This is a genomic window from Streptomyces sp. NPDC050448 (genome assembly GCF_040655295.1).
GTDB lineage: Bacteria > Actinomycetota > Actinomycetes > Streptomycetales > Streptomycetaceae > Streptomyces.
This window is the reverse complement of record NZ_JBFAJR010000005.1, coordinates 299,584-319,578: the sequence shown is the minus strand read 5'-3', so window position 1 is coordinate 319,578 and position 19,995 is coordinate 299,584. Positions and strand designations below refer to the sequence as shown.

19 protein-coding genes are annotated in these 19,995 nt (G+C 71.5%); 16 read left to right on the top strand and 3 right to left on the bottom strand.

The genetic code is table 11. The annotated features are described in order from the left end of the window. Nucleotides 1–147 precede the first annotated feature (147 nt). Nucleotides 148–3,105 (bottom strand): DUF3427 domain-containing protein, encoded by a 2,958-nt coding sequence (locus tag AB0I68_RS09870; protein ID WP_363176731.1) that lies wholly within the window; start codon nt 3,103–3,105, stop codon nt 148–150. A gap of 315 nt (nt 3,106–3,420) precedes the next feature. Next, nucleotides 3,421–4,422, bottom strand: coding sequence for an SEC-C domain-containing protein (locus AB0I68_RS09865; protein ID WP_363176698.1), 1,002 nt, complete (start codon nt 4,420–4,422; stop codon nt 3,421–3,423). 56 nt (nt 4,423–4,478) lie between these two features. On the opposite strand from AB0I68_RS09865, the gene AB0I68_RS09860 reads away from it, so the two are divergent. The 4 genes from AB0I68_RS09860 (at nt 4,479) to AB0I68_RS09845 (ending at nt 7,499) form a co-directional block, all read left to right on the top strand. Beyond that, a complete protein-coding gene (locus tag AB0I68_RS09860; protein ID WP_363176697.1) occupies nt 4,479–5,276 on the top strand; it encodes a class E sortase in 798 nt (265 codons plus the stop codon). 126 nt (nt 5,277–5,402) lie between these two features. Continuing rightward, nucleotides 5,403–5,669, top strand: a complete 267-nt coding sequence (locus AB0I68_RS09855; protein WP_363176730.1) for a DUF6412 domain-containing protein — start codon at nt 5,403–5,405, stop codon at nt 5,667–5,669. A 157-nt stretch (nt 5,670–5,826) separates the two neighbouring features. Then, complete coding sequence (locus tag AB0I68_RS09850) at nt 5,827–6,519, top strand: YidC/Oxa1 family membrane protein insertase (protein WP_363176696.1); 693 nt, start codon at nt 5,827–5,829, stop codon at nt 6,517–6,519. A 122-nt stretch (nt 6,520–6,641) separates the two neighbouring features. Beyond that, nucleotides 6,642–7,499, top strand: a complete 858-nt coding sequence (locus AB0I68_RS09845) for a fumarylacetoacetate hydrolase family protein (protein ID WP_363176694.1) — start codon at nt 6,642–6,644, stop codon at nt 7,497–7,499. Nucleotides 7,500–7,620: 121 nt separating this feature from the next. On the opposite strand, the gene AB0I68_RS09840 is transcribed toward AB0I68_RS09845, so the two are convergent. Beyond that, complete coding sequence (locus AB0I68_RS09840) at nt 7,621–8,742, bottom strand: Gfo/Idh/MocA family oxidoreductase (protein WP_363176693.1); 1,122 nt, start codon at nt 8,740–8,742, stop codon at nt 7,621–7,623. A gap of 55 nt (nt 8,743–8,797) precedes the next feature. Here AB0I68_RS09840 and AB0I68_RS09835 point away from each other — a divergent pair, with 55 nt between their 5' ends. The 12 genes from AB0I68_RS09835 to AB0I68_RS09780 all read left to right on the top strand — a co-directional run bounded on the left by AB0I68_RS09835 (nt 8,798) and on the right by AB0I68_RS09780 (nt 19,985). Next, the gene (locus AB0I68_RS09835; protein WP_363176692.1) at nt 8,798–9,889 is read left to right on the top strand and encodes an ROK family transcriptional regulator; all 1,092 of its coding nucleotides are present in this window, start codon (nt 8,798–8,800) and stop codon (nt 9,887–9,889) included. A gap of 395 nt (nt 9,890–10,284) precedes the next feature. Next, nucleotides 10,285–11,118: a hypothetical protein gene (locus AB0I68_RS09830; RefSeq protein ID WP_363176691.1), complete on the top strand. Its 834-nt coding sequence runs from the start codon at nt 10,285–10,287 to the stop codon at nt 11,116–11,118. 33 nt (nt 11,119–11,151) lie between these two features. Beyond that, complete coding sequence (locus AB0I68_RS09825; RefSeq protein ID WP_363176690.1) at nt 11,152–11,916, top strand: GntR family transcriptional regulator; 765 nt, start codon at nt 11,152–11,154, stop codon at nt 11,914–11,916. A 148-nt stretch (nt 11,917–12,064) separates the two neighbouring features. Further along, nucleotides 12,065–13,186, top strand: a complete 1,122-nt coding sequence (locus AB0I68_RS09820; protein ID WP_363176689.1) for a TIGR03364 family FAD-dependent oxidoreductase — start codon at nt 12,065–12,067, stop codon at nt 13,184–13,186. Nucleotides 13,187–13,191: 5 nt separating this feature from the next. Further along, nucleotides 13,192–13,917, top strand: a complete 726-nt coding sequence (locus tag AB0I68_RS09815) for a phosphonatase-like hydrolase (RefSeq protein ID WP_363176688.1) — start codon at nt 13,192–13,194, stop codon at nt 13,915–13,917. After that, entirely contained in the window at nt 13,914–14,987 is a 1,074-nt protein-coding gene (locus AB0I68_RS09810; RefSeq protein WP_363176687.1) for an ABC transporter ATP-binding protein, read from the top strand. Before AB0I68_RS09815 ends, AB0I68_RS09810 begins: the two co-directional genes overlap by 4 nt. Next, nucleotides 14,984–16,096 (top strand): 2-aminoethylphosphonate ABC transporter permease subunit, encoded by a 1,113-nt coding sequence (locus AB0I68_RS09805; RefSeq protein WP_363176686.1) that lies wholly within the window; start codon nt 14,984–14,986, stop codon nt 16,094–16,096. Before AB0I68_RS09810 ends, AB0I68_RS09805 begins: the two co-directional genes overlap by 4 nt. Further along, nucleotides 16,083–16,880: an ABC transporter permease subunit gene (locus AB0I68_RS09800; protein ID WP_363176685.1), complete on the top strand. Its 798-nt coding sequence runs from the start codon at nt 16,083–16,085 to the stop codon at nt 16,878–16,880. The genes AB0I68_RS09805 and AB0I68_RS09800 overlap by 14 nt, the downstream gene beginning before the upstream one ends. Nucleotides 16,881–16,906: 26 nt before the next feature. Next, on the top strand, nt 16,907–17,998 hold the full coding sequence (locus AB0I68_RS09795) for a 2-aminoethylphosphonate ABC transporter substrate-binding protein (protein ID WP_363176684.1): 1,092 nt from the start codon (nt 16,907–16,909) through the stop codon (nt 17,996–17,998). 139 nt (nt 17,999–18,137) lie between these two features. After that, entirely contained in the window at nt 18,138–18,404 is a 267-nt protein-coding gene (locus AB0I68_RS09790) for a hypothetical protein (RefSeq protein ID WP_363176683.1), read from the top strand. Between the two features lie 54 nt (nt 18,405–18,458). Continuing rightward, nucleotides 18,459–19,238: an HAD-IIA family hydrolase gene (locus AB0I68_RS09785; protein WP_363176682.1), complete on the top strand. Its 780-nt coding sequence runs from the start codon at nt 18,459–18,461 to the stop codon at nt 19,236–19,238. 78 nt (nt 19,239–19,316) lie between these two features. Beyond that, nucleotides 19,317–19,985 (top strand): hypothetical protein, encoded by a 669-nt coding sequence (locus AB0I68_RS09780; RefSeq protein WP_363176681.1) that lies wholly within the window; start codon nt 19,317–19,319, stop codon nt 19,983–19,985. Nucleotides 19,986–19,995 lie beyond the last annotated feature (10 nt).

The window sequence follows — 19,995 nt, the reverse complement described above, 5'->3', positions numbered from 1 at the left end:
ATCCGCGGTGGATCAGCGCGCGGCGTCGGATGCGGTGCATCGCAAGGCGGAGGGTCGCCCGCATACTGGGCGTATTCGGGCGTCCCGACAACGCAGCGAGGTGCCGTAGCCGGCGTCGTGCGCCCGCCGGGGATTGCGGGACAGCCCTTAGCTGGCGATCGTGGAGTACGACCAGACGTCGGCGGGGATTTCGTGATGCAGCTTCCATTCAATCCCCATCGGATTGCTGCCCTTATGGCGGACATACTTGGCGGGCCCGAGCAGCATCCAGGCCTGCGGCCCGCCTATGTCTGTTTTCTTGAAGCGGCGGACGAAGAGCAGTACGTGAGAACCGTTCCCGGCGTGGTTCTGGTACCGGACTCCGGTCGGCGAGGTTTCCGATGTCTGGTTCTGCGATTCCCAGTGGAATTGGGACTCGTTCATCGCATAGTCCTTGTAGCGGGTCTGGGGCGAGAAGTCCTTCTCGTCCTTCTCCAGGGTGATGAACAGCGCGTCAGTCTGGATGGAATCGCACCACCTCACGCCTTCCCGGAAATGTCCGGGCAGGAAGCCGCCGAGCGCAGCTTGGCCGAGGGCTGGGAGGATCTCCTCCCGGCTATACGACGCATGAACGGTCAGGGGAAGGGCCGCGTGATCGCCCGAGAGGGGAACGGGGACGTGATCGGCCAGCTCCAAGTCATGGGCGAGGACCTGGCGGAGCTCGTCGCGGAAGGCGTGCTGCTGCCGAAGCGCATCAAAGCCCTCTTGGTACCCGGAGAATCCGCCCCCCAGCGGCCAGAGAGAGAAGAAGAGCATGCGTGCGTAGGCCTGCCAGCGCGCGTCCAGTGCCGCGTAGGCGGGCGCGTCCTCCTGGAGTAGAGCGGTGTAGGCGCTGACTCGTGCCGGGTCGTCCACGTGCAGGAACGCCGAGACGCGCTTCAGCAGTGCCTCCTCGCCCTCGGGGACCGGGGTGGTGAGCAACTTGGCTCGTCGCAGCAGACCGGTCCATGAGTTCCCGTTGCCCCGGTACAGCTCCTTGATATCGCGACCGCTCTCCTTGAGGTATGCAGAGAGCTTCGGTTCGGCATAAGCCGCGACTTCGCGGGCGAGCTGCGTGACGTTGACATTGATCTGGCTGCGAATGTTCTCGATGATCAGTTCCTTGGCCTTCGCCTCAAGGATGATCTGGCAGCCAGAGGGCAGCTGTGGGAAGTCGTGCTCGATGCTGTGGAGCAGTCGATTGCGCGTCAGGTTGGTCAGCGCGCGGAACGGTTCCTCGAAACGGAACTCCTTGCGATGCTGCCCGATGAAGTCGAGGACGGTCAGGACTGGCTTGTTATCACTCCGGCGCAATCCGCGACCCAGTTGCTGGAGAAATACAGTGGCGCTAGAGGTGGGCCGTAGGAGAAGCAGCGTGTCGACGTCGGGGACATCGAGGCCCTCGTTGAAGAGGTCGACGGAGAAGATGACATTGAGCTCCCCTGCCTTGAGAGCATCGAGTGCCGCCCTGCGCTCTTCCGGTGGGGTTTCGCCGGACAGGGCGGCGGCGCTGAAGCCTGCACGGTTGAAGAAGTCAGCCATGAAATGCGCATGGGCTACGGAGACACAGAAGCCGAGGGCGCGCATGCTTTGGGGGTTGCTGTGCTTCTCCTGGAGGGCGCGGATGACCAGGCGTGCCCGGGCCTCGTTGCCAGTGAAGACGTTGCTGAGGGCCCCGGAGTCGTAGGCTCCACGCTTCCAGGCCACGGCGCTCATATCGGTGTTGTCAGTGATGCCGAAGTAGTGGAAGGGGCAGAGGAGATCATTCTCCAGGGCCTCCCACAGGCGCATCTCGGCGGCGATTCTTCCGTCGAAGAACTCGTCCTGGATGGTCACACCGTCCATGCGCTCAGGTGTGGCCGTCAGCCCCAGGAGTTCCTTCGGTGTGAAGCGGGCCGTGATCTGGCGGTAGGTGGGGGAGGTGCCGTGATGGCATTCATCGATGACGATGACATCGAAATGATCTGCTGGGAGTCGGTCCAGGGCCGGGGAGCCCAGGGACTGGACGCTTGCGAAGACGTTCTCCCACCGGGTGGGGATCTTGCCGCCGACGAGCAGCTCGCCGAAGTTCGCATCGACGAGTACGTCCTGGTACGTGCGCAAGGACTGCTCGAGGATTTCCTTGCGATGGGCGACGAACAGCAGGCGCAGCTTGCGGCCCAGTCTCTGCTGTAGCTGTTTGAAGTCGAGTGCGGCCATGACGGTCTTGCCGGTTCCGGTGGCGGCCACCAGGAGGTTTCGGTGCCGGCCGTGCACCGTACGCTCGACCTCGATGCGCTCTAGCATGTCGCGCTGGTGTGGGTAGGGGCGTACCTCCAGGCCGGACAGGCTGATGACCCGGGCGGCATTGGCGATGCTGGAGCTCCCTGCGATCTTGAGCGCGTCATCCAACCGCTGGGCGTCCCGGTCGGGGTCGTACGACTCGAAAGCTCGCTCGCTCCAGTACGAGTCAAAGGTTGCTTCGAACTTCCTCAGCACGTCCGGGGTGGCGACGCCGGACAGCCGGACATTCCACTCAAGCCCATCGAGGAGCGCTGCCTTGGAAAGGTTCGAACTACCAACGTAGGCGGTGTCGAAGTGCGAGTCTCGGCGGAAGAGCCACGCCTTGGCATGGAGGCGAGTCGAACGCAGTTCGTAGTTCACCTTCACTTCTGCGTTGAACTCGCGCACGAGGCGATCCAGGGCGGGACGCTCGGTGGCGCCGATGTAGGTCGTGGTGATGACGCGTATGGGTACACCACGGGCAGCGGCTGCCCGTAGCGGCTGCTCCAGTACACGGAGGCCAGTCCATTTCACGAAGGCGCACAGCAGGTCGATACGGTCGGCCGTAGCCAACTCGGCCCGCAGCTCGGAGCCGAGGCTCGGATCTTCCGGGGAGTTGGTGATGAGTGCGGTCTCCGAGAGCGGAGTCGAAGGCCGAATGGAGTAGGCCGCTTCCGATGCCGCCGGGCCAGCGACGGCAAGCAGCTGGCGCGGCCCCTCGGCAATGGGACCCACCCACTCGGGAGCACCGTCGAAGGCACTCAGGGAGTCGAGAATCTTGTTAGCGGCGTGGACCTGATCTCCGGGCGCCAGCTTCTTCAACATGTGCCCGACGGCGTGAGCAATGTGTCGGGTCAGTACCTGCTGCGAGGACTCGTTACTGACCTGGCCGTCTATGACGACGGATCCCGTTGCGATGAGCTCCTTGAGCTGTTCCTCGAGGGCGCTGGTGATCAGCGTCTCGTGAAGTCCGGCAACAGGCTTCCGAGGATTCGGTTGGGCACCAGACGTCACGGAAGCTCCTCATGGGTTGATCATCGCCGCCTCGGTTGTATCAAGGGCGACTGACAACACCCGCTGGAATAAGGCAGGGTGAGGCCACAGGAGATTCCTTCTCGGTCATATGATGGCCGATTTTGGTCAGTCGTTGGAGCCGTGGCACTCCGCGTACGGCTTGCCCGAGGTGCACCAGCAGGGGGACGTGGGGGTGGGGGGCCAGGGGGTGGCTTTGCCGCGGGCCGCCAGGGTCGTCGCGTATTCCGGGAGGAGTGACGGGGAAGCCGGGGAGGTCTTCTCGGATGCCGCGAAGGCCTCGTACGACGGGACGCTCGCCGTCACGATGCCGAGGTTCGTCGTGCCCGAGGCCGCCAGGGCGCGCAGGGCCGCCTCGATCTGCGCGAGGTGCGCCTCGTGCGAGGGGTATTCCCCCGTGAGGGTGGGGTACGAGGTGAGGAGTTCCGCGAGCTCGCGCTGGGGCCAGTGGAGGATGGCCACCGGGAACGGGCGGGAGAGCGCGGCGCGGCGGTCGCCCAGTTCGGCGCGGAGTCGGGCGATCTCCGCGCGGAGCTCGGCCGGGTCGTCGGAGCCGAGGGCCCAGATGCGCTTGGGGTCGTGGAGCTCGTCCAGCGGGATCGGGCCGATGTGGCGGGTGTCGGCGACCATGTCCCAGTCGTCGTGCGGGAGTCCGAGGAGGCGGCGGACCCGGTGACGGCCCGTCAGGAGGGCCGTGGTGGCGGGGGTGAGGGGCGCGCTCTCCGTGATGAGGAGGGTGGCCGCCTGGGTGAAGCACTCCTCCGAGGTGGTCAACTCGTCGTGCGCCTCGAGGGCTTCCGCGATGACCTCCCAGGGGGCCGGGTCCGCGGGAGCTGCCGCGCGGATCCCCTGGATGAGGGCGCGGGCCTCGGGCTCGTGGCCGTACTCCCACAGGTTCGCGGCCTGGAGCGCCTTGATCAGGTGCGGGTCGGCGGGCGAGGCGGCGAGGAGTTGGTCGTACAGCGCGCTGGCGCGGTCCCGGGCGTCACCCAGTTCGAGGTGGGCCGCGGCCTGGAGGAGCAAGGGCTCCTGGTCCTCGGGGTAACGGGTCGCCGTGCGGATGAGGCGCTCGGCTTCGGCGATGTGCTCGGCAGGCGTGTCAGGGCGCATGGTCCACACCGTACTGCGGCTGGTCTGTTGACGGGGGAAGTCTTAAGGTGCGGCCCGTGCGGGATCACATGCGTGTGGTGGTGCAGCGGGGCGGGCGGCGGGCGCGCCGGGCCGGTCTCGCCGGGGTGCTGTGGGGTGCCGCCGAACTGGCCGTCACCGTGGGCGTGGTGGTGTTGTTGCTGGTGGTGCACCAGGTGTGGTGGACCAACCGGCAGGCCCTGGCCGCCGCGCACGAGCGGGTCCGGGAGCTGGAGCGGGAGTGGACCGTCCCCGCCGGGCCGCCCTCCGTGCCTTCCGTCCCCGCGGCGTCGCCCTCCGTGTCTTCCGCGCCCGCCGCGTCGCCTTCCCTGTCGCCTGAGGCCCCGGTCGTCCGCGCCACCCCCGCAGCCCCCGCCGCCAAGCCGGCGCCGGCGCCGGAATCGGCGTACGGGGTCCTGCGCATCCCCCGGCTCGGTGTCGTCGTGCCCATCGCGCAGGGGGTCGACAAGCGGGCCGTGCTGGACAAGGGGTACGCCGGGCACTACCCGGGGACCGCGCAGCCCGGGGCGGAGGGGAACTTCGCGCTCGCGGGGCACCGCAACACCCACGGCGAGCCGTTCCGGTACATCAACCGGTTGCGGGCCGGGGACGAGCTGATCGTCGATGTACGGGGGCAGCGGTACACCTATGTGGTGGGGAAGGTCCTGGGGGAGACCGGCGAGCGGGACACCGGGGTGATCGCGCCCGTGCCGCGCAGCACGGTCCGGCCGGAGTACGGGTACGGCGAGCCCGGCGCGTACATCACGCTCACCACCTGCACGCCCGAGTACACCTCGAAATACCGGCTCGTGGTGTGGGGAACGTTGACGAGATAGCCGGCGTTAGAGTTCTTGGTGAGTACCGGATCTTGGGAGAGGGAGGTGGTGTGCGTGGCTCGGCATGAGCGTGGGCGCCTGCCGTCCTTCCTCGAGCCCGTCCGGGCTGTCTTCGCCTCCCGGCTGATGCCTCTGCTCCTGCTCGCCGGGTTCCTCGGGCTGTTCGCCGGGGAGGGTGGGCTGGGCGCCGCCGTGGTCGCCCTCGCGGTCACCGTCGCCGTGGGCGCCGCCGCCCTGGCCGCCCGCCTCGTACGGCCCGTGCCGTCCCACCGCATACGCACCGCGATCCGTGATCGCGAGCAGCGCACGGCGTTCCTGCCGCAGCGCGATCCCGACGCTTCGGGCCGGTCGCGGCCCAGGGCGCCCGGCCGTCCCGTCCTGACGGCCGCGTAGGGGCGCGCAGTACTCGCAGAGTCGCAGAACTCTGAATTTCCGGACTTCTGGACTTCTGGACTCTGGGTTCTTCTTTCCTTGCTGTCGTGCCCCTCGTGGGTCGTCGCGCCGAAATGCAGTTCTTTCGACGTTCGACGAGACCCTTCGGAGGGCCCGCGTGTCCGTTTTCACCCGTCTTGTTGCCGAGCTGGGCCGGCTCTTGGAGCCGGTACTGGCCGAGTCCGCGACCGCTGCCGCGATCGTGCTGTTCACCGTGCTCGTACGGCTCGCCCTGCATCCGCTGAACCGGGCCGCGTTCCGCGGTGCGACCCCGGTGGCCGGCTGCCTGCCGGTGCTGCTCCAGCTGCCGGTGTTCTTCCTCATGTACCGGGCCTTCTCCTCGTCCGGAGAGCTGCTGGACCACCGGCTGTTCGCCGCCCCGCTCGGGGCCCGGTGGAGCGATGCCCTCGGGCAGGGCGGCCTCATCGGGGCGCAGGGGCTGGTCTTCCTCGGGCTGTTCGCGGCCATCGCGGCGGTCGCCGCGTGGAGCGCCGTACGGGGGCGTCGGGCTGCCGCCATGGCCGCTGCCGCGGCCGCTGCGGCTCCCGTCGCGGCAGGCCCCCGCGCCAAGGGCAAGCCCGGAGTCGCCGCCGAGATGAGCGCCGGGCAGCAGGAGATGCTGCGCAAGCTGGGCGGAGTACTGCCGCTGCTGTCGTTCGGGACGCTGATCACGGCTGCCGTGGTACCGCTGGCCGCCGGGCTCTACCTGGTGACCACCACCGCGTGGTCCGTGGCGGAGCGGGCCTGGCTCCAGTACCGCAAGGAGGGGCAGGAGGCGGCGGCCGACGGGCTCGAGCGTTCCAGTCTGTGAACAGGGTCTTGCGGATGGGGCAGGCATCTTGGAGGATCAACCAATTCTCCGATGGCCGCAACCCATCGGCAGGCCCTGGGCACGCCCCTGGGCCGACCACCCTCGACCACGGGAGAATGCCCATGAAGCTGCTGCGTGTCGGACCGGCCGGGGCGGAGCGCCCCGCGCTGCTCGACCAGGACGGGGCCCTGCGCGACCTGTCCGGCCTGATCACGGATGTGGACGGCGCCCTGCTCGCCGACGACTCCGTGCTGTCCCGGGTACGGGACGCGGCGGCGGCCGGGGAGCTCCCGGTCCTGGACGCGGAGGGTCTGCGGATCGGTGCGCCGGTCGGCCGGATCGGCAAGATCGTGGGCATCGGGCTGAACTACTTCGGGCACGCGGCCGAGATCGGCGCGGAGCCGCCGGCCGAGCCCATCCTGTTCCTCAAGGCCGCGGACACCGTGGCCGGCCCGGACGACACCGTGCTGATCCCGCGGGGCAGCGTGAAGACCGACTGGGAGGCCGAGCTCGGCGTCGTCGTCGGCAGCACCGCCCGCTACCTGTCCTCCGCCGCGGAGGGCCTCGCCCACGTGGGTGGATACACGCTGGTCAACGACGTCTCGGAGCGCGAGTTCCAGATCGAGCGCGGCGGCACCTGGGACAAGGGCAAGAACTGCGAGACGTTCACCCCGCTGGGCCCGTGGCTGGTCACCGCCGACGAGGTCGAGGACCCGCAGGTCCTGGACGTGAAGCTGTGGGTCAACGGCGAGCTCAAGCAGGACGGCAACACCGCCGACCAGATCTTCCCGGTCGGCGAGGTCGTCCGGTACCTGAGCCAGTTCATGACCCTGTACCCGGGCGACGTCATCGTCACCGGCACCCCGGCGGGCGTGGCCATGGGCCAGCCGGAGCCGAAGCCGTACCTGCGCGCCGGTGACGTCGTGGAGCTGGAGATCGAGGGTCTCGGCCGCCAGCGCCAGGAGTTCAAGGGCGCGTAGTGACGAGGAGGGGGCGGGCCGCCGTCGGCGGCACCGCCCCCTGCCGTATGCGTGCGTACGCGGCGCCGGGCGGCTTTTTGCGCCGGCTCTGCGCGCCAGCCGGTTACGCCAGCCGTTTGCGTCAGCCGGCGCCGGCGCTCAGTTCGACGGTCACTCCGTCCCGGGACGACGTCCGCGCGGCCTCCAGCACGGCCAGGCACTGCGCCGCCTCGTGCGCGGTGACCGGCGCCGGGCCGCCCTCGCGCAGAGCCGCCGCCACCGCCGCGTAGTACGCGGGGTAGTCGCCCGGCACGGTCGGCACCGGGGTCCCGCCGCCGGTCAGCGGGGACTCTCCGGAGCCCACCCGGCCCCACAGGTGCTCGGGCTCCTCGCCCCACGGGGTCTCCCCGACGCCCGGCCGCTGCCCGTCGCGCAGGGCCGCCTCCTGCGGGTCGAGCCCGTACTTCACGTAGCCCGCCCGGGAGCCCAGCACGCGGAAGCGCGGACCCAGCTGCGCGGTGGTCGCGCTGACGTAGAAGTGGGAGCGGACCCCGTTCGCGTGCGTGACGGCGATGAAGGTGTCGTCGTCCGCCTCGGCGCCCGGGCGGCGTACGTCGGTCTCCGCGTACACGCGCACGGCCGGGCCGAACAGCACCAGCGCCTGGTCGACGACATGGCTGCCGAGGTCGTACAGCAGGCCGCCGATCTCCTCCGGGGCCCCGGACTCGCGCCAGCCGCCCTTGAGTTGCGGGCGCCACCGCTCGAAGCGGGACTCGAAGCGCTGGATCTCGCCGAGTTCGCCGTCGGCGAGGAGGCGGCGCAGGGTGAGGAAGTCGTTGTCCCAGCGGCGGTTCTGGAACACGGACAGGAAGGTGCCGGTCTTGTCGGCGAGGGCGGCGAGTTCGCGGGCCTCGGCGGCGGTGGCGGCGAGCGGCTTGTCCACGACGACCGGGATGCCGGCGTGGAGCGCGGCCGTGGCGAGCGGGACGTGGGTCTTGTTGGGGGAGGCGACGACGACCAGGTCGACGGCGGGGGTGAGGTCCCAGAGCTCCTGCGCGGAGCTCACGATCCGGACGTCCGGGTACGCCTCGCGCGCCTGGGCCTGCCGGCCGGGGTCGGAGGTGACGACCGTGTCGAGGACGAGCCCGTCGGTCGCGGCGACCAGGGGTGCGTGGAAGACGGAGCCGGCGAGGCCGTAGCCGACGACGCCGACGCGGAGCGGGCCGTTCGACCGCGTGGGGGAAGCGGAAGGGGAGGCGTTCATGGCTCCACTTTGGCAACAGTGTTGCTTAAGAGCAAGGAGGGTGGACAATGGAGAGGTGGACTGGGGTAGCAGAGGCAACAACGCAAGCGGCGCGAACCTACCGGCGCTGCGCGGCCACAACGACGCGCTCGTCCTCGCCCTGCTGCGCGAAGCGGGCATCGAGGGCCTCGGCCGCACTGACCTCGCCGCCCTCACGCGCCTCACCCCGCAGGCCGTCAGCAAGATCACGGCGCGGCTGCGCGCGGAAGGGCTCGTCGCCGAAGCCGGCCGCGGCGCGTCCACGGGGGGCAAGCCGCGGACGCTGCTCCAGCTGACCGCCGGCGCCCGGCACGCCGTCGGGGTGTACGCCGACCGCGACGAGCTGCGGGCGGTACGGGTGGACATGCTGGGCACCGTCGTCGACCGGTGGCGAGGCCCGCTGGACTTCGCGGCCGGACCGGACGTCGTCGCGGACGAGATCGTACGGGCCGTGGAGCGGCTGTGCGGGGAGGCGGGCGCGGTGTCCCTGCTGGGCGTGGGCGTCGCCACGCCGGGACCGCTTGACTGGCAGGCCGGCGTCCTGGGCCGGGTGACGGGATACCCCGAGTGGGAGGGGTTCCCGCTGCGGCAGGCGGTGGCGGACCGGCTCGGGCCCGACGCCCCGCCGGTGGTGCTGGACAAGGACACCAACGCGGGGGTCGCGGTGCCGGGCCGCCGGGCCGTCGGAACCTCCATGTACCTGCACCTGAGCACCGGCCTGGGAGCCGGGCTCCGGCTGCGCGGCGAGGTCTTCCGCGGGGAACGGTCCGCGGCGGGGGAGTTCGGGCACCAGGTTCTGATTCTGGACGGCCCGCTCTGCCGGTGCGGAAGCCGCGGCTGCGCGGAGGTGCTCTGCCTGGACGCGGTGGCCCGCGGGGACCTCCCGGAGGCTGCGCGGATCCTGGGCGAGGGCGCCGCGAACGTGGTCGCGCTCCTGGACGCGGACCGGGTGTGGCTGGGGGGACGGGTGGTGGACTCCGCGCCGGAGGTCTTCACGACGGGCGTCCGCCGCGTCCTGGAGGCCCGCACCCTGGGCGGCCCGATTCCGGAGGTCGCCGCGTCCGAGGACGGCGTCGCCGAGGGCGCGGCGGAACTGGCCCTGGCCCCGCTCTTCGGCCGCGTGGGCTGAGGCGCCGCCCGGGGGCATGACCCGCAGGTCGGGGGCATGACCCGCAGGCGGGGGGCACGATTCGCCGGCCGGGCGGACGGCCCGCAGGCCGGGGGCACGACCCCCAGGTCGGGCGGACGGGGCGGGACGGGCCGGACGCCGGGGCGGGACGGGCGGGGACGGGCCGGGCCGGACGACGGGGCGGGCCGGGGCAGGCCGGGCGGGGCGGGCCGGGAGGCGCGCACCGGTGCGGCAGCGGGCCCGGTCCGGTGCGCCGATCGGGCGTAAAACGCAGGATGCGGGCGCGGCGCCGGCCGGGCCGTCTCGCGCGCGTGGCAGGGTGCGGGCAGGCCGTGGTGATTGTCGCCTCGTCCGACCATCCTCCCGTCCGGCGAGCAGCGAAGCGAAGGTCTGCCATGCGACTGCGCAAAGCCCTTGCCCTCTCCGCGGTCCTCGTCGCCCTCTCCGCGCCGCACGCCGCCGCGGACATCGGCAACGGCGGCGGCGCCCGGCCCGCGCCCGCGCTGCCGTCCCGGATCGAGGCCACCTGCGGCGACGGGAAGAGCACCGCGTTCCCCATCGGGGCGCGGATCCGCGGCGGGCCGGCCGTGTACCGGACCGGCGGCGGGCCGCAGACCTGGTTCCTGGACCTCACGAACACCACGGACTCCGAGTGCACCGCCATCCACCCCGTCGTGGTGTTCACGGACAAGGACCGCGCCCTGCTCCCCGCCCACTTCCGGATGGAGTTCGAGGGCCCCGGCGGGACCCTCCCCGTCAGCCTCGAGCGGAGCGACCGCGACGAGATCATCGCCGTCTTCGACGGGGGCGAGGCCTTCTCCGGCTTCGCCGTACGCGGCGGCGGCTCCCTGACCGTCACGGTCCGCCTGGCCTTCGCGCCCGGCACCCCCGCCGGCGAGGTCGTCGCCGACGCGGCCCTCGTACAGCGCCGGGCCGACGACGGCGACTGGGTCGGGGAGGCCGGCGGCTACCGGTTCTCCGTGGAGGGCCCCGAGGAGAGGGGCGAGGCCGGCTCCCTCGCGCACACCGGACCCCGCGACTGGGTGTTCGGCGCCGGCGCGGTGGGTGCCCTCGCCGGCGGCGGCGCGCTCCTGCTGGCGGCCCGGCGGCTGCGTACTCCCGGTAGTCCGCGTACGTCGGGCACTCCGCGTACGTCGGATACTCCGGGTACGTCGGGCACTCCGGGTACGTCGGATACTGCGCGTATCCCCGGTACTCCGGCGCGCTGATCTGCGTACACCCGGCCCGCGTACAGTCCGAGGGTGGAAGAACAGACCCAGCACCACCGCCCCGGCTCGCCCGTCCGCTCCGGCATCCCGGAGCACGGCCGCATCCCCAAGTACTACGCCGTCAAGGCCCGGATCGCGGACCTCCTCGACGACCTCGGCGAGGGCGGCCTGCTGCCCACCGAGCGCGATCTCGCCGAGCGGTGCGAGGTGTCCCGCGAGACCGTACGCCAAGCCCTGCGCGAGCTCCTGCTGGAGGGCCGGCTCCGCCGCTCCGGCCGCGGCACCGTCGTCGCCGGTCCGAAGCTCGAACAGCCCCTGTCCCTCGCGAGCTACACCGAGGGCGTACGGCGCCAGGGCCGCCGGCCGGGCCGTAACCTCATCGGGCTGGAGCAGTTCCCCTGCCCGCCCGAGCTGGCCCCCGGCATCGGCGCCGAGCCCGGCGAGCCCGTCTGGCACCTGGAGCGCGTCCTGCGCGCCGACGACGAGCGGGTGGGCCTGGAGAGCACCTACATCAGGGTGGCGCGGGCGCCTCGCCTGGACGCCGATTTCCAGCCGGACTCCTCCTTCTACGGATACCTTCTCGACCGGCTCGGGATCTCGTTCGGGGACGCCGACGAGAAACTGGAGACCGTCCTCGCGACCCCCCGCGAGGCCCTGCTGATCGGCACCCCGCCGGCCCTGCCCATGCTGCTCATCCACCGGTTCTCGCGGGATCAGGACGGGCGTCCCCTGGAGCGGGTGCGTTCGCTCTACCGTGGCGACCGGTTCAGCTTCACGACCCACCTGCGGCCCGAATAGTCCCGAGCGGATCGCCGCCAAGGCGCTGAAAAGGGACGCATCTAGATCACGGAAAGGTAACGGGTCTAGTCCAAGCGTCGAGGTCTGTTCACCGTCCCGTTGCCGACGCGATCCCCCCGGTCCACGGGCTGCGACCACCGTGGACCGCGTGAGAGTCATAGTCGTCGGAGGCGGCGTGGTCGGCACCATGCACGCCTGGCAAGCAGTCGAACGCGGCCACCAGGTCGTCCAGATCGAGCGAGAGGCCGAGGCCCGCGGCGCGTCGCTGCGCAACTTCGGCCAGATCTGGGTCAGTGGACGGGCCGGGGGCGAGGAGCTCGAGACCGCCCTGCGGGCCCGCGAGCTCTGGGAGCGGATCGGCGCGGAGGTGCCCGGCCTGGGCTTCCGCGCGATCGGCTCCCTCACCCCGGTCCGCAATGCCCGCGAGTACGCCGTCGCCGAGGCGGCCGCCGCCCGCCCCGACGCCGCCGCCCGGGGCTACGAACTGGTCACCGCCGAGGAGGCGCGGGAGATCAACCCCGCCCTGCGCGGCGCCTTCGAGGCCGCCCTGTGGTGCGAGCGGGACGCGGCCGTCGAACCGCGGACCGCCCAGCTCCACCTGCGCGAGGCCCTCAGGGCGACCGGCCGGTACACCTTCCTGCCCGGACGGGAGGTGCGCGAGGTCGTCGGGAACGGCGCCGTCCGCGACGACCACGGCGACGTCCACCGGGGTGATGCCGTCGTCCTCGCCACGGGCGCCTGGCTGTCCGGACTCGTCCGCGAGCTGGTTCCCGACCTGCCCGTGCGCCGCGTCCGGCTCCAGATGATGCAGACCGCCCCGCTCGGCGAGCCGCTCACCACCTCCATCGCGGACGCCGACAGCTTCCGCTACTACCCCGCCTACAAGAGCGAGGCGCTCGATGCCCTCAACGCCGGGCAGGCGCAGGCGCCGGTCGCCGCCGCGCACAAGATGCAGCTGCTGATGGTCCAGCGCCAGGACGGCGGACTGACGATCGGCGACACCCACGAGTACGAGCACCCCTTCGCGTTCGACACCCACGAGGACCCGTACGCGTACCTCGCCGAGGTCGTCGAGTCCTTCCTGGGCCGCCCGCTGCCGAAGATCCATCGCCGCTGGGCGGGCGTGTACGCGCAATGCACCGACACCACCCGCGTCGTCCACCGCCAGCAGGTGGCCGACGGCGTGTGGCTGGTGACCGGACCCGGCGGCCGCGGGATGACCTGCTCGCCCGCCATAGCCGAGACCACCGCGAACGAACTGGGCTGGTAGCGAAGATGAGCAGCACGGACAGCACGGACAGCACGGCCGCCATGAACGGCCGCCGCAACCTGGTCGTCCTCGACATGGCCGGCACCACCGTCGCCGACGGCGGCCTCGTCGAGCGCGCCTTCGAGCGCGCCGCCGAACGCCTCGGCGTCGAGCCCGGCACCGCCGACCACGAGGCCAAGCTCCAGTACGTCCGCGACACCATGGGCGAGTCGAAGATCTCCGTCTTCCGCCACCTCTTCGGCACGGAGGAGCTCGCCCAGCGCGCCAACTCCGCCTTCGAGGAGGCGTACGGCGAGCTCGTCGACAGCGGGCTCATCGCCCCGATCGACGGCGCCCGCCAGACCATCGAGAGGCTCCGCGCCGACGGCCGCACCGTCGTGCTGACCACCGGCTTCGCCCGCGTCACCCAGGACGCCATCCTCGACGCCCTCGGCTGGCAGGGCCTGGCCGACCTCACCCTCTGCCCCGCCGACGCGGGCGGCCGCGGCCGGCCCTGCCCCGACATGGTGCTGGCCGCGTTCCTGCGCACCGGCGCCGTCGACGACGTACGGCAGGTCGTGGTCGCCGGCGACACCGCGTACGACATGCTCAGCGGCCGCCGCTCCGGCGCCGGGATCGTGGCCGGCGTCCTCACCGGCGCCCACGACCGCGCGGCGCTCACCGGGCACGGCGCGACCCACGTCCTCGGCTCGATCGCAGAACTGCCCTCGGTCCTGCTGGAGTCGGCGTGAGCGGCATCCGCTTCGAGGGGGTCTGCGTCGCGTACGGCGCGGCCACCGTGCTGGACCGGCTCGACCTGACCGTCGAGCCGGGCGAGGTCATGGCGCTGCTCGGCCCCTCCGGCTCGGGCAAGACCACGGCGCTGCGCGCGGTCGCCGGTTTCGTACGGCCCGCCGCGGGCCGGGTGCTGATCGGCGGCCGGGACGTCACCGCGCTCCCGCCGCACAAGCGCGGCATCGGCATGGTCGTCCAGCAGTACGCACTCTTCCCGCACATGCGGGTGGAGGAGAACGTGGCGTTCGGCCTCAAGGCGCAGAAGGCGCCCAGGGCCGAGATCCCCGGGCGCGTCGCCGAGGCGCTGGAGATGACCGGGATGGCGGCGTACGCCAAGCGCTACCCGCGCGAGCTCTCCGGCGGGCAGCAGCAGCGCGTGGCGATCGCCCGCGCGCTGGCGATCCGGCCCGGGGTGCTCCTGCTCGACGAGCCGCTGTCCGCGCTCGACGCGCAGCTGCGGTCCGGGATGCTCGCCGAACTGGCCCGGCTCCACCGCGAACTGCCCGACGTATCGATTCTGTACGTCACGCACGACCAGGTGGAGGCGCTGACGCTCGCCGACCGGATCGCGGTCATGGACAAGGCCCGGCTGCAGGACTGCGGCACTCCGCAGGAGCTGTACCGGGCGCCGCGCACCGAGTTCACCGCGTCGTTCGTCGGCAACGCCAACCTGCTGCCGGTGACCGTCGCCGACTCCGGCGCGCTCTTCGCGGGGCGGGCGCTGGAGCTGGACCGCGGACAGGCCGCGCCGGGCGCGGGCGCGACCCTGTGCGTCCGGCCGCACCTGCTCGGCCTCGGGGACGGTCCCAACGCGCTGACCGGCACGATCGCCGAGGTGCAGTGGCGGGGCTCGACGCACCGGCTGTACGTCGACGTCGACGGCCACCGCGTCAAGGCGGACCTGCCGGAGCTGCGCGAGACGCCCGCGCTGGGCGACGAGGTGACACTGCACTTCGAACCGCGGGACGCGGTGCTGCTGGCCGCTGGGGGTCCCCCCAGCGACAGCGAGGGGGAGGGTGTCGGATGACTGACGCCCCCCGCCTGGACGGGCGGCGAACGGCGCGGCTGCCGGGCAGCCGGACCCCGGAGCACACCGGCGCCACGCCGGGCACCCGGGCGGGCGCCACGCCGGGCACCCGGGCGGGCGCCACGCCGGGCACCCCGGCGGGCGCTCCCGCCACGGCGCCGGAAGCGCCCGCGCCGGCCGGACGCCGCCCGTCGAACGCCACCGCGGCCGGCCGCCGAACCGCTCCCGGGCAGCGCGCCACATTCGGGCACGGCACCGCCCCGTCCGGCTCCCGCACCCCGCGGGGGGCCCGTGGCGTGCCCGGCTGGCTCTGGTCCGCACCGCCCGTGGCCGTGCTCGCGCTGGTCTTCCTCTATCCCCTCGCGCTGGTCGTCCAGCAGTCCCTCACCCCCGAGAACGGTGGCGGCGCCTTCGACGCGTACGCCTCCGTCTTCCGCTCCCGCGCCTTCCGCGAGGCGCTGGGGACCACGGTCTGGCTGGCCGCCGGCGCCACCGCCGGCTGCCTCGTGCTCGGCTTCGCGCTCGCGCTGATCATCGCCTTCGTCCCCTTCCCCGGGGCCCGCGGCGTCGCGAAGTTCATCGACGTCTTCCTCTCCTTCCCCTCCTTCCTCATCACCCTCGCCCTCCTCTTCATCTACGGCACCGTCGGCATGGCCAACGGGCTCTGGACCGACGTGAGCGGCACCGCCGGGCCCTTCCACTTCCTCGCCACCCCGTGGGGCGTGCTGCTCGCGGAGATCACGTACTTCACGCCCTTCGTGATGCGCCCGCTGCTCGCCGCCTTCTCCCAACTCGACACCGCCCAGCTCGAAGTGGCCTCCTCGCTCGGGGCGAAGCCCGCCCGGATCGTCCGGCGGGTGATCCTTCCCGAGGCCCTTCCGGCGCTCGCCGCCGGCGGCAGCCTCGTCCTGGTCATGTGCCTCAACGAGTTCGGGATCGTCCTGTTCACCGGGGCCAAGGACGTCACCACGCTCCCGATGCTCATCTACGGCAAGGCGATCCTCGAATCCGACTATGCGTCCGCCTGCGTGGTCGCCGTCGTCAACATCGCGATCTCCGTCGGCCTGTTCGGCCTCTACCGGGTGGTGAGCAAGCGTGCTGGTGCATAGCAGGACCGGCCGCTGGGCCGCCTGGGCGCTGTTCGGCCTCCTCTTCGTTCCCCTCTTCGCCCTGCCCCTGCTCGTCGTGGTGGCCGCGTCCTTCTCCACCCACTGGTCGGGAGCCTTCCCCTCCGGTCCGACCACGGAGAACTACGCCTCCGCCGCGCGGGGCGAATCCCTCCAGGCGCTGATCACCTCGCTGGTGACCGCTCTCGTCGCCAGCCTGCTCGCGCTCACCGTCGGCACCTGGGCCGCGCTGGCCGCCGACGGGCTGAAACGGCGCGGAAAGCGGTGCCTGGACGCCCTGTTCATGCTGCCGGTCGCCGTGCCGTCCGTGGTCGTCGGCCTCGCCGTCCTGGTCGCCTTCAGCAAGCCCCCGCTGCTGCTCAACGGCACCAGCTCAATCGTGATCCTGGCGCACACGATTCTTGTCACGGCGTTTGCCCACCAGTCGGTTTCGGCCGCCATCGTTCGTCTCGACCCCGCGTACGAACAGGCGGCGGCCTCCCTGGGAGCCCGTCCCGCGTACGTGCTGTGGCGGGTCAGGCTCCCCCTCCTGCTGCCGTCCCTCACGGCGGCCGCCGGACTCTGCTTCGCCCTGTCCATGGGCGAGCTGAGCGCCACGATGATGCTCTACCCGCCGGACTGGATGCCCCTCCCGGTCCGGATCTTCGCCGCCACCGACCGCGGTTCGCTCTTCGGCGGCTCCGCCGTCGCCGTGGTCCTGATGGCCGCCACCCTGCTGGTCCTCCTGGCCGTCTCCCGCATCCGCACCAGAGCCACGTACCGCTGACTCCCTTTCCCCCGTAAGGAAGTTCCATGTCCAGAAGCCTCAGCAGCCGTCACCGCCTCCTGCGCATCACCGCCTCCGTCACCGGCAGCCTCGCCCTCGCCTCCGGTCTCACCGCCTGCGGCGGCGGCTCGTCCGCCGACTCCAAGGGCGGCGGCGAGAAGGTCGTCACCGTCTACAGCGCCGACGGCCTCAAGAGCGACAAGGGCGACGGCTGGTACGACAAGGTCTTCGCCGAGTTCACGAAGAAGACCGGCATCGAGGTCAAGTACGTCGAGGGCGGCTCGGGCGAGATGGTGCAGCGCGCCGTCCGCGAGAAGACCAACACCCAGGCCGACGTACTGGTCACCCTGCCGCCGTTCATCCAGCAGGCGGACGGCAAGGGCCTGCTCCAGGCCTACAAGCCGCAGGGCTCCGACAAGGTCAACGGTGCGAACAAGGCCGCCGACGGCAAGTGGACCTCGGTCGTCAACAACTACTTCGGCTTCGTCTACAACAAGAAGGAGCTCACCGAGGCACCCCAGACCTGGGAGGAGCTGCTGGACGCCACGTACAAGGGCAAGCTCCAGTACTCCACCCCGGGCGTCGCGGGCGACGGCACCGCCGTCCTCATCAAGGCGATGCACGACTTCGGCGGCAAGGAGCCGGCGCTGGAGTACCTGAAGAAGCTCCAGGCCAACAACGTCGGACCGTCCTCCTCCACCAGCAAGCTCGCGCCGAAGACCGACAAGGGCGAGCTGCTCGTCGCCAACGGCGACGTCCAGATGAACTTCGCGCAGTCCAAGTCCATGCCGAACCTGGGCATCTGGTTCCCCGCCAAGGACGGCGCCAAGCCGACCACCTTCGCCCTCCCGTACGCGGCCGGCCTGGTGGACAAGGCCCCGCACACCGAGAACGGCAAGAAGCTCCTCGACTTCCTGCTCGGCGAGGACGCCCAGAAGCTGGTCAGCGAGGTCGGCGGCGGCTTCCCCGCGCGCACCGACGTCAAGCCGACCGACGCCAACGCCGTCGAGCTCACCAAGCTGATGACCGGCGTCGAGCTCTTCGAGCCGGACTGGGCCGACATCGACAAGAACCTCGCGGGCTACGTCGACGCGTGGAAGTCGGCAACCGGAAGCTGACCGGTCGCCTTCCCGGACACCACGACCAGGCAAGTGACGCCCCCCCGGGGGGAGGGTCTGGACCCGAAGACCGCACCTTCGGTCCGGACCCGGCGCATGCCCACCTGCGGCTTCCCCACGTTTACTCCCGGAGGAGTACGTGCCCACTGTCCTGTCAGGACGCGCCCTCGCCGTGGCCGCCACCGCCACGGCCCTGCTCGCCACCGCCCTCGGCGCGCACACCGCCACCGCCGGGAGGCCGCGGCGGGTTCGCGAGCTGAACGTCCGCTCCCGTGACGTCTTCGCCGTCGCCGGCTCCGACGAGTGGGACGACCCCCGACAACGTCAAACTCGGCTGATCCAGGCCCCAGCGGTCCGGGCTGTGGACGCCGAAAGCGTCCACAGCCCGGCCCCGATAGGGTGGTAGAGACCAGCCGTCACAGGTCAGAGGTCACGGCCACCGAGAGCGGAGAACAGTCCAGTGGCAGAGCGCAAGCCGATCGAATCCTGGCTCACCGACATGGACGGGGTCCTCATCCACGAGGGCACCCCGATCCCCGGCGCCGATGCCTTCATCAAGCGGCTGCGCGACTCCGGCAAGCCCTTCCTCGTCCTGACCAACAACTCCATCTACACCCCGCGCGACCTCCAGGCCCGGCTGTACCGGATGGGCCTCGACGTGCCCGTCGAGAACATCTGGACCTCGGCGCTGGCCACCGCCAAGTTCCTCGACGACCAGCGCCCGGGCGGCACCGCGTACGTCATCGGCGAGGCCGGTCTCACCACCGCCCTGCACGACATCGGCTACATCCTGACCGACCACGAGCCCGACTACGTGGTCCTGGGCGAGACCCGGACGTACAGCTTCGAGGCGATGACGAAGGCGGTCCGCCTGATCAACGCGGGCGCCCGCTTCATCTGCACCAACCCCGACGAGACCGGCCCCTCCACCGAGGGTCCGCTGCCCGCCACGGGCGCCGTCGCCGCGCTGATCACCAAGGCGACCGGCAAGCAGCCGTACTTCGCGGGCAAGCCCAACCCGCTCATGATGCGGACCGGCCTGAACGCCATCGGCGCGCACTCCGAGAGCAGCGCGATGATCGGCGACCGGATGGACACCGACGTCCTGGCCGGGCTCGAGGCCGGGATGCAGACCTTCCTCGTGCTGACCGGACTGACCTCCGCCGAGGACACCGAGAAGTTCCCCTACCGCCCGACCAAGACCGTCGCCTCCATCGCCGACCTGGTCGATCTCGTCTGATCCGAACGGGTCAAGCACGCGGCGCTCCGGATGCGGAGCGCCGCGCCGCGCGTGAACCTCCTTGTGAGGAGGTTCACCATGCGTAGTGCTCTGATCGCTCTCCGTGTCACCGGGGTGGCCGTCGCCCTGACGGCGCTCACCGCCGTGTCCGCGCCCACGGCCCTCGCGGCGGGCGAGGAGAACCGCGGCAGCGTCTCGGTCGATCCGCACGAGGCCGAACCGGGGGCGCAGGTCAAGCTGCGCGTCCACGGCTGCGAAGGCAAATGGGCGTCGGCCAAGTCGGCCGTCTTCGTGTCGGAGGTCCACCTGTCCTCCGGCCGCGACGGGGACAAGTCGCTGTGGGGCGACGCGATGGTCAGCTCCCGGGCACAACCCGGACGGCACGACATCCGGGTGAAGTGCGACGGAGAAGAGGACCGCGTACGCGGCTCCATCGAGGTCGTCCGGCGCCGCGACGACCGCGAAAAGGACCGCGACCGCGATCGCGACCGGCCGAACCCCCACCAGTCGCCCGTCTGGCCGGTCCACGCGGGCGGCGGAGGCATGTCCGCCGAGCTCGCCGAGAGGGCGCGCGCGGCCCAGGGTCAGGCGCAGGGGCAGGACCAGGCCGCCGCGGCCAAGAAGAACCACGGGGGCGACGGCCCCGGCCTCCCGCACACCGTGATCGGCGCCGTGCTCGCCGCCGCGGCCACCCTGGCCGTCGCGTTCCGGGCGCTGACCGTGCGCCGGCGCCGCAGCGGCGAGTGAGGTCCCGCCG

What these genes read in the sequence shown, in the direction of transcription:
- AB0I68_RS09780 (WP_363176681.1), top strand. Translation starts at nt 19,317, where the DNA reads ATGCGTAGTGCTCTGATCGCTCTCCGTGTCACCGGGGTGGCCGTCGCC.
- AB0I68_RS09855 (WP_363176730.1), top strand. Translation starts at nt 5,403, where the DNA reads ATGCCTCTGCTCCTGCTCGCCGGGTTCCTCGGGCTGTTCGCCGGGGAG.
- AB0I68_RS09830 (WP_363176691.1), top strand. Translation starts at nt 10,285, where the DNA reads ATGCGACTGCGCAAAGCCCTTGCCCTCTCCGCGGTCCTCGTCGCCCTC.
- AB0I68_RS09815 (WP_363176688.1), top strand. Translation starts at nt 13,192, where the DNA reads ATGAGCAGCACGGACAGCACGGACAGCACGGCCGCCATGAACGGCCGC.
- AB0I68_RS09845 (WP_363176694.1), top strand. Translation starts at nt 6,642, where the DNA reads ATGAAGCTGCTGCGTGTCGGACCGGCCGGGGCGGAGCGCCCCGCGCTG.
- AB0I68_RS09805 (WP_363176686.1), top strand. Translation starts at nt 14,984, where the DNA reads ATGACTGACGCCCCCCGCCTGGACGGGCGGCGAACGGCGCGGCTGCCG.
- AB0I68_RS09795 (WP_363176684.1), top strand. Translation starts at nt 16,907, where the DNA reads ATGTCCAGAAGCCTCAGCAGCCGTCACCGCCTCCTGCGCATCACCGCC.
- AB0I68_RS09865 (WP_363176698.1), bottom strand. Translation starts at nt 4,422, where the DNA reads ATGCGCCCTGACACGCCTGCCGAGCACATCGCCGAAGCCGAGCGCCTC.
- AB0I68_RS09840 (WP_363176693.1), bottom strand. Translation starts at nt 8,742, where the DNA reads ATGAACGCCTCCCCTTCCGCTTCCCCCACGCGGTCGAACGGCCCGCTC.
- AB0I68_RS09870 (WP_363176731.1), bottom strand. Translation starts at nt 3,105, where the DNA reads ATGTTGAAGAAGCTGGCGCCCGGAGATCAGGTCCACGCCGCTAACAAG.